At 57.5% G+C, this 9436-nt stretch carries 5 protein-coding genes; all 5 read right to left on the reverse strand.

The window, feature by feature from the left end:
* The coding region (locus ABIL25_09900; GenBank protein MEO0082579.1) for a C25 family cysteine peptidase at nt 1–3321 on the reverse strand (3321 nt) is incomplete at its 3' end.
* A gap of 55 nt (nt 3322–3376) precedes the next feature.
* The gene (locus ABIL25_09905; GenBank protein MEO0082580.1) at nt 3377–4201 is read right to left on the reverse strand and encodes a lysophospholipid acyltransferase family protein; all 825 of its coding nucleotides are present in this window, start codon (nt 4199–4201) and stop codon (nt 3377–3379) included.
* Between the two features lie 862 nt (nt 4202–5063).
* Nucleotides 5064–6773 (reverse strand): urocanate hydratase, encoded by a 1710-nt coding sequence (gene hutU, locus ABIL25_09910; protein ID MEO0082581.1) that lies wholly within the window; start codon nt 6771–6773, stop codon nt 5064–5066.
* Between the two features lie 127 nt (nt 6774–6900).
* Nucleotides 6901–8421 carry a hypothetical protein gene (locus tag ABIL25_09915; protein ID MEO0082582.1) on the reverse strand — a complete coding sequence of 507 codons (1521 nt, stop codon included), beginning with the start codon at nt 8419–8421 and terminating at the stop codon, nt 6901–6903.
* Between the two features lie 6 nt (nt 8422–8427).
* Nucleotides 8428–9436, reverse strand: a 1009-nt coding sequence (locus ABIL25_09920; GenBank protein MEO0082583.1) for a hypothetical protein, incomplete at its 5' end; no start/stop codon positions are given.

A 9436-nucleotide genomic window follows, 5' to 3' on the forward strand; every position in this document is an offset into this window, starting at 1 on the left:
CTGGATCGCTATCGCCTGACCCTGGTCCTGCATGCCAACCGTGTTCGAAGTGTACCGGTTCGCGGTCATGTACTGGAACATAAACACCGTGTTCCCGTCCGGCGCAGCCAGCGTCGTATCGTAGAAGATAACCTCGAACTTGTCCCGCACCGACGTCTGGTCGTAGTACGCCGCTGAGTCAAACTCGACAATGAACCGGCGGTTGGCCGCATCGTGGTAGTAGTACGCATAACCCGTACTGCCGTACCCTGGATACAGGTCGTCCCAGTTGAAGCATATCGCACCCGGCGGTGCCGAACTCGATGGCAGACCAGTATTCGTAAAGTTGGTCGTAGTATAGCTGCCTGGCACAATCCAGCCGTCCGCTGAAATCGAAATCTGGGTGTAACGCTGACCATAGTACTTCACTGGCCCGAACGCGGTCGGTAACGTGACAACAATGACCGCGTCATTGTGGGAGAAGTTCAATCGGGTGCCAGTAGTTTTGACCTCAACCCAGGAATAACTCGGCCGCTGGTCATAGGTCGTGTCCATGTCGTCAAATGCCCAGTACAAAGGCGGCTGACGCGGACCATCCGGAATCGGATCCACCCGCCATACCTCACCGACCACAAGCACAAACGCCTCAACCGAGGCATAACCGCCGTCACCGTACAGCCGAAGCGTACAGGAGATGGGTGTACCCTTTGGGATTGAACCGGCCGCAGTCAGAGTGAACCGGTCAGTGGTATTTGTCTTGGTGCTGTCAACCATCACCGTGCCATAAGTCCCTGTGCTGTCCGGTACCGCGAGCCTTGCATCGCCCGAACGCAGAACTCCACGGACATTGTATCCGTGGCCAAGACCGGTGTTCTTGATCGTAACCTCAAGCTCTGCGGTCTCACCCGGGTCAAGTTTGCCATTTGGCCGGGCCGAACCTTCATCCCGTACCTGTTTGGACACAAACCAGAGCCTTGGCGCTCCAATCGGGATTGAGAAGTTCGAGTTCCATGTTGAGTCATTCACGTCCCGACAAACAAGCGTAAATCTAAGTGCGTAACCATTGGTACATCCGGGTGCTACTGAGAACTGGAATCCCGGCATGCACTTTGCGGAGTCGCCCGGCTCGATTCGACCAAAACTTTCCATCGAGTCAAGAAGAGTTACATACGGGTCGGCGATACGTACACGTCCCTGGACCCCATCTGCAGCCTGGCTACCCCAGTTCTTCACCCATACTGGCAATCTGATTGTCTCGCCCGGATTCACAATACCGTCACCGTTCCCGCCAGTCGAGTCATTGACCACGTGCCCGAGGTAAGTAATGTAGGCCATGTTGGGCGCGATCACCAGTGCACTGCCAAGATAGGGACGCAGGTTTCTGCCGGTTACGGTTACAAGAATCGTATCACCTGGCGAAGTGGTATTCAGTGTGAACTGAATCTGACCTTGGGCATTAGTATAGCCAACATGGTAAGTCAGCGTATCGCTCTTGGACATGACGCACACTAGGGCATTACTTACCGGCGAACCCTGGTGGGTGACCGTGACCGGAAACGGGAAGCTGCCAATTAGCACCGTCGCCGGATGGCTGACCGCAAGTTGCTTCGGTGTTGCGGACCACAAGTTCAGCTCCGGCTCACCGATGTTGTTAAACATCCACACTTCCTTGATTGAGGTCGGGTCTGGCAAGGGATAGGCCTGAAGCATCAGGAGTTTGCCAAACTGGGTGCACTGGCCAAACGTGAACAGTGTACTGTCAACGTAGCTCATGAAGCAGCCCAGAGCCAGGGTATCGTTGTACCCGGAATAGCTCGGCTCAGACGCGCCGAAATATCCGGTCCCGCCCTTCGGAGAATCCGGTGAACCAGCCTTAAGCCACGCCTCGGCATGGCAGTCAGACGTGTAGTCGAAGTCTCCGGCATCGCAGGTCGGGCCGATGACAATCGGCGTCATCCGGCCGTTGGCCAGTGCCAGCACGTTACTGTTCTCCCACGACGGACTGACATTCGCCCAACCAGTCTTCAGACCATGGCCTCGGTACAGCATCCACGACCGACCAAGGTTCAAGGAGTCGGTCAGACCCTGCGCGGTATTCAAACCCCAGCGCTGGAACAGAGTGTCGAACTGCACAAACGGTCTGCCCATGACATAATTCCGGATTCTGATGACCACGCTCCAGAACCGGGGTGAACTCTCATAAGCGGCCAGTGCGCACACTTTGCCGAACCATCCGGCGTTCTCGGTGTACGGCTCCTTTTCTGACCGGTAAAGCTTGTTGAGCGCAGTCTGGGCCTCGGTCAACGTCTGTACCGAAACCCGGCCGATCATCACGTCAGCCAGTATGTCCGAACCTTCCAGACACGAGTAAGGCAGGTCTGAGGCCGCATACCCTGAAGTCTGGTGACAGCAGGCGATATGGCTAGGCGCGTCGCCTACGAGCAGCACATAGTCCGGCGGTAACGGCCAGTTGTGGTACGCATTGTAGATGTAGGAGTACACATGCGCCGAATCACTACCGCCGACCTGGCTTGTGGTCACGACCCTGGTGCGCCAGCCTTTGCGCCGCTTCCATTCGGCAAATGGCTGAACTGCACTTGCAAAGTCGTCGTGCGTAATAATAAGATAACTGCCATCCTCAGGTCGCTGGGGCGGCCTGAAATCGTAGTTCGAAACCAGCCGGCGATACAACGGCTCAAAAGTCCGTGAGACGGTCAGGTCCGGTCTGGTCTTGATGTTCACACTACCCGGCCGGTCGTACGCGAGCTCTAGCACTAGCCTGCGGCACACGCGCAGCTCACCTGAAACCGGGTTGAACCTGGCCGGCTTCAGTACAAGCTGAACCAGCCGCAGGTCCCGCATAATCATCGGCTCACTTGTCTCCCATGGAACTGCGGGGTAGAACTCGTCGGTCTGGTACCGTTTCTTGTCAATTACGAACGCAACCGGTGTTTCTTCTTCAGGCAACGGCGGCTGAACCGGGTAGACGTTGTATCCTGTGAGCAGCACTTCGTCCTGCACAAGCACCCGGACACTCGGGTCCCGGTCTGCGGGAATCTGGATGAACCGGGCTACTGCTGGTAGATACGGCAAACCCTGTTCCCAAGTCCCGGCACCTGCCTCCATGCCAAGCGTGAGTATCTGAAACGTCCGGCCGTCGACCTCAACGTCCTCAACGAACACGCCGGCCAAGTCCAGACTAACAACAGTGCGGACCGAATTCGAGCTAATGACCTGAAACGACGGCTCTTGCTCAGGCTGGCCCGGCTCCAGACTTACCCATCGCCCCGAAGCGGACCCGGCAACGATCATCAACAGTACAAACCCTATTCTGCAAAGCATCATACCTCCTCAGGTAAGGACATCCAGGCAATGCTAGTTTGGTTCTGGACCCAAGTCAAGCCGGCATGCCCTGAGCTAGTTCTTCGAACTCTTGTCTAATCTGTGCGTTTATACGATCAATTTCGGCCCTGAGTTCTTCGCTGGTCTGCGACAGACGTGCTGGTTGAATCGGCTCACCGACCAGTATCTCAATGCGGGTGTTGAACAGATTCTCCGCAACAGAAAGAAAACCGGTCCAGCACTCGGTCCAGATTGTCGTCTGGTCGACTCGGCCTGCATACCGCAGATTCCTGATGTACACCGGTAGCACTGGCGCACCGGTCCGGGCCGCAAGATATGCCGCACCATCCTTGATGTCCGTGACTCGACCACTCAGGTTGAACCCACCCTCCGGATATACGCCGACGCTGCCCCCGGCCCGTAGTGTCTCAAGACAACTGCGCACGCCGGAGATGCTCTCGAACGGAAGTCCGGTTTCGACCGGAAAGGCGTCGCAGATGTGGCGCATAATAAACCGGGAGAAGGGACCTCTGAACCACCGCGATGAGGCGGCGAAGAAAAGTCTCGTGCGCAGTGCGATCTGCAACACAACTGAATCTGCACCGTTCAGATGATTGGCCACGACAATGAATCCACGGCGCAGCGGAACTGCGACTCGGCCGACAACCTTCACCCTTATGCATAAGCCGTAGAGAAATAGGAGCGACTGTTTGAGCCAGGTCCAGACCGTAGTTCTTACCCGGCTCAGCCGCCGAGAAGACCGAACTGAAAGCCACCGCATGAGCTCTGGTCCACCTAGGTCGAGTATATCGTTGACCGCCCGGCCGTCAAGAAATCTGGGTCTGGATGGAAATGGATGAGACTTCTCCCTGAAACTCATTGGAAGTGTAGCACGCCTGTGTCGCAGCATCACGGGATGTGCTACACTTCACAATCGTCGCATTCCAGATGTCCGACGTCCAGTTACCAATGCCGGTGGGCTTGACCAGACGCTGACCAGCGGTAAATTCCCGTCGTGCCAGCCCAGAGCATGCTGGAGCAGACCGGAAGATCCCTTTTCCGTTGGCGCCCAGTCATCGGGTTCATTGGGTTCGCACTCGCGTTCAGCACAAGTCGGGGGACAATAGCAACTTGTCTTGCAGGCTTGGCTCCTATTCTAGCCGGTCTGGCCCTGAGGTGCTGGGCCATGGGCTATATCGGCATCCAGGCGAGGGCCGCTGAAATCGGTGGTGATCGCAACCGGAATACCGCCTCCGCCCTTACTTCCTCTGGAAGAAGTCGGCAGAGCCGGATTGTGCAGGACGGACCTTACCGGCTTTTCAAGCTCGGGCCGAAGTCGCCAGCCGGTCACCCACTGTACGCAGGCAATTTCTTTCTCGTATCCGGTATGCTCGTTGCGCTTTGGCCCGCGGTGCTAGTCGGAATCACTATCATTGTCGGGTTTATTCTTGAGTATTGGCTGATTGCCTACGCCGAGGAAAGACAATTGGTCAGAGGTCTTGAGCCCGCGTCCGGAAACCAGCGCTTAGAGTCCCCAGCAACCTCGGAAACTCCGACCAGATTCAGCTTGAACCCTGCTCTAGAGCTTACGAATAAAGACTACGCCCCCCGCCGAGTCAGATTCAGCTGCCGCCGTCCGCTTGCAGAATGGCCCACTGTCGTCTTGACCTGCCTATGCTGGAGTCTTGCCTTGGCCCAGGCGCTATTGCGCCAATAGACCCCAGCCACTCCGCACTAGAACATCACCCGACCATCGGCAGATTGATTCTGCAGGCCCGGGCCAGAGCAATTGCATCTTCGTACCCGGCATCAGCATGGCGGGCAATGCCGAGCCCAGGGTCATTGGTCAACACACGGCACAGACGTTTATCCATTGCTGGCGTACCGTCGCACACGATTACTTGGCCGGCGTGGACCGAATACCCGATGCCGACTCCGCCGCCGGAGTGAATCGAGACCCAGGACGCACCGGACGCAACGTTGAGCATGGCGTTCAGCAGCGGCCAGTCCGCGACTGCGTCTGAGCCATCCTTCATTGCTTCGGTTTCCCGGTTGGGCGAAGCAACCGAGCCGCAGTCCAAATGGTCCCGGCCAATAACAATGGGCGCTCTTAACCGCCCTTCGCGCACCGCCTTGTTGAATGCCAGCCCAGCCTTTTCCCGTTCGCCGAATCCAAGCCAGCAGATGCGGGCCGGCAGGCCCTGGAACGGTATCTGCACCTCAGCCTTGGTTATCCAGTTAGCCAGCGCCGTATTGTCCGGGAACAGCTCGACGACTATCCGGTCGGTCTCGAGGATATCTCTGGGGTCGCCGGAAAGCGCGACCCAGCGGAACGGCCCTTTCCCCTGACAGAACAACGGTCGGATGTAGGCCGGAACAAAACCCGGGTACTTCCACGAACCGGCCCGGCCAGGCGAACGGATTTCGTCCTCTTTGAGAAAACCTCCTTCAATTGCCTTGCCGCGCAAGTTATTGCCGTAATCGAAAGTGGTCGCGCCCCGGCCCTGAAGCGTGAGCATCAGCCGCACATGTTCAGCCATGGTCTGGTAAGACCTGCGGCGGTATTCGTCCGGGTGGTCACGGCGCAAGTCCAGCGCCTGCTCAAAGCTCATTCCGGTCGGCACGTAGCCGTGCAGTTCGTCGTGCGCCGATGTCTGGTCGGTCAGAATGTCAGGGGTGACTCCGCGCTCCACAAGCCGACGGAGCAGGTTCACAATGTTGCCATACCAGCAGACGGAGTAGGCCTGTTTCTTCTCCTTCAACGCCAGGGCTTTGTCAATCGCCTTGTCAAGGTCGTCAATGCGCTCATCGAGAAAACGCGGCTTCTTCGAGGCCAGGCGCTTCCTGATGCGGGTAGGGTCAACCTCGGCACCAAGATAGGTGGCCCCCGCCATGGTCGCGGCTAGAGGTTGAGCTCCGGACATCCCGCCCAACCCGCCTGAGACAACCAACCGGCCGGAAAGGTCTGAAGTGCCGAACGACTTGCGGCCTGCAGCCACGAACGTCTCATGGGTTCCCTGCAGGATGCCCTGAGTGCCAATGTAAATCCAAGAGCCGGCCGTCATCTGGCCGTACATCATGAGCCCAGCCTGCTCCAATTCATCGAAATAGGATTTGGTCGCCCAGTGCGGAACGATGTTGGAATTAGCGATGAGCACGCGCGGGGCCGCGGGCCAGGTCTGGAACACTGCGACCGGCTTGCCGGACTGAACAAGCAGGGTCTCGTCGTCCTCCAGTGTCTTGAGTGTGCGGACGATTGCCGCGTAGCAATCCCAGTTACGGGCAGCCCGGCCGGTCCCCCCATAGACAATCAGTTCCCTCGGATTCTCGGCAACCGACTCATCAAGATTGTTCTGGAGCATCCGCAGGGCCGCCTCCTGATGCCAGCCTTTACAGGAAAGCCTGGTGCCGGTTGGGGCCTTGACTGGCTTGTAAGCATGATTTTCTTTCACTGGCAACTCCTATCTGTCAGCGAAAGCCATTCACATCAAGCAGTACGCCACGCCCGAAGGCCCGTGCGTCCAAAGTCTCGAGCACGGACATCGTGACCGGTACAGAATAGACCTGCGTTCCGCAATGTCAACGCTTCAAGCTAGCCGGCTGGGTCTGCGGCCTCCTGAGCCGCACCAAGCCGGCCTGAATCATCCAGCCGACCAGCACAAGCACGAGCGGGTCGAGCACGAACCGAAACCGGTTGTTCTCGCCGACCTCGGTGTGGTTGCCAATGAGTGCGGCGGCAAACGCAGCAACCCAGACAAACACGAGACATAGCCCGGTTGAGTCTCTGAACCTACGGCGCCAGAGCAGGACAACTCCAAGTACGAATGCGGCCAGGTACGCGGCGATAAGCCACAGGCCAGTGTTGACGAACGCGCACGTGTAGTATGCCCAGGGGTCGGTCCGCCGAAGGTCCGGCCTGAGCTTGAACGCGAAGCGACCATTGACTAACGTACTCCAGAGCATGACGAGCCTGAGTATCTTCTCACGGTTGGACGCAAGGAACATGTACGCGTCTGACGGCAGGAAGAAGTTCAGGTAGGAATCAGCCAGCCCGCGGAGATAGGCGCTGGGTCTGGTTCTGAGAATAGCGAGGTTATCTGCCAGCAGTTGACGGCTGATTTCAATGTACGCGATGTTGTTGTAATTCGGAACTCCACTCGGCTTGAGCCTTTGGTCCAGTACCGGTATGCCAGTACTTTCTGGCATGGTGATAAATCGGTCGTAGTGCTCCAGGTCTGAGAACGGTGGTACGAGCGATAGGTCGGAGATGACGTTTTCCTCGTAGAGACGTCGGCGTTCCTGCTGGGTCAGCATCGCGTTCGTCATCTTGGCGAGGTTCATCCCAGCCCAGGTACTGGCAGTAAACTCGCGGAACAGCACGAGGTTTTTCGCGTACCAGCCGAGCACCAGGACAAGTGGAATCATTGCGCCAGCAAGAGTGCCTTTCCAGAGTTTGGGCCGGGCAAGAACAAGCACGGCCAGGCAGAGGACGAGCCAGACTAGGTGGAACATGTTCCATGTCAAGCTTGTGCACGCCAGCAGAGAGAAGAGGCCGAATGCGTCGCGAATTCGGGATCGGGTCAGAAATCGCTCAAGGAAGACGACCGACCATACGAGCAGAACGCAGACCGGGTACGTATAGAATAGCCAATTTTCATACAAGACGCACGCTGGACTGGCGACGAACAGAAGCGTGAGTGCGGCCGAAAGCCACCTAGACACACCGACTCCGGTCAAGGCAAGATTCAGCCCGATGGAAAGCAGGACGCCGAGTGCCAGATAGGCTGCCGCAAAGACTAGCGACTCTTGTCCCGGAAACAGGTTGACGACGATGCCCAGAAATATGTTGAACAGCGGCGGCTGGCTGTGTAGATGTAGGATGCTCTGGCCGAACGCGGTGCGGAGTAGGTGAGGGTCAATGTACTGCCAGAACCAGGGTAAGGAACTTGAGTCGAACCTCACCCCAAGTGCGAAGTAGAGAATGCGTGAGATGACAAGCCCGGCCAGGACCACTCCGAGCGATACCAGTTCCTTGAGCTGCCTTCTGATTCTTGGCCTCGTACGTTCTTGCGAGACCCCCCTGTTGGCGTTCCGAGCCATGTCGTTCTACTTTGGCGATTCTAGCACCAACCTGTACCACTGTGCAACCTGTTCAGCCTCAGCTCGGCGTCCAGTTTTGATTAGTGTCTGCACCCGGTCTCGACAGAACATCTGGTACCGGTATAGATTCGCCCTGGTTCGCGCATCCGGTCTTCTCGGAACCCGAACCGTAAACTGCGAATAGTCGAACGCCGGGACGACCGTGTCGGTTCGCAGTTCGTACAGTAGTCCGACCGGAACCCACACCCGGTCTTGAAACATCTGCCCCGCGTCAAGGCCTGAACCGGGACTGAATGTAGCATATGCGGGCCGGTCCGGGTTTCGTTCCACGAAACTTTCGAGCACGCGGATAAAGGCACGCTGGATTCCTTCCGGGTCCTTGAGCCGACCATGCTCGAACTCGTTCAAAAACCGAAGATAGGTGTCAAGCTCGGGCCGCGAGTCCTCAAGCAGCCACGGATAAACCCTCTCAAGATACTTGAAATACCATGACCTTCGGACCAGCTCCTTGTCAATGATGCACACATCCGGCCTCAGACCTTCGATGTGCTGGAGATAGAACACCGGCGAGTACACGTCCCACCAGTCGGTCAAGATAATGGCGTTTGAGTCCGCCGAGGCGAGCGTATTCAACGCCTGGTCACGGCTAACAAAAAAGTCCCGGCGGCTGGAAACCGGATAGCCTAAGACCAGAGCCGCGACACCTGCCACCCATCCGACGTGCCGCCATCGTCCAAGCCGGCCGAGCACGGCTTGCAGACCGATTCCGAAGAATACCGCTAGCGCAACTAGGCAAGGCAGGTAATAGGCTTCGATGTCGGGAATACTGTAGTTGACCGCATAGAGAAAACACAGAACTGCACTCGCCACCAGGCCCAGACACAGTCCGCGTCGCTCGCGAAACAGACAGACCACGCCGTAGAGTACGACCGGTACAAGTATGTAAAGAAAGCTCCGCGCAAGCAACGCCAGTCCCTTGCCCGCGTTGGCCAGCACCTCGGAAAAGGGCAGTGAG

The organism is candidate division WOR-3 bacterium (genome assembly GCA_039801365.1).
Taxonomy (GTDB): Bacteria; Hydrothermota; Tepidihabitantia; order Tepidihabitantales; family Tepidihabitantaceae; genus JBDRUN01.

What these genes read in the sequence shown, in the direction of transcription:
- ABIL25_09905 (MEO0082580.1), bottom strand. Translation starts at nt 4,201, where the DNA reads ATGAGTTTCAGGGAGAAGTCTCATCCATTTCCATCCAGACCCAGATTT.
- ABIL25_09915 (MEO0082582.1), bottom strand. Translation starts at nt 8,421, where the DNA reads ATGGCTCGGAACGCCAACAGGGGGGTCTCGCAAGAACGTACGAGGCCA.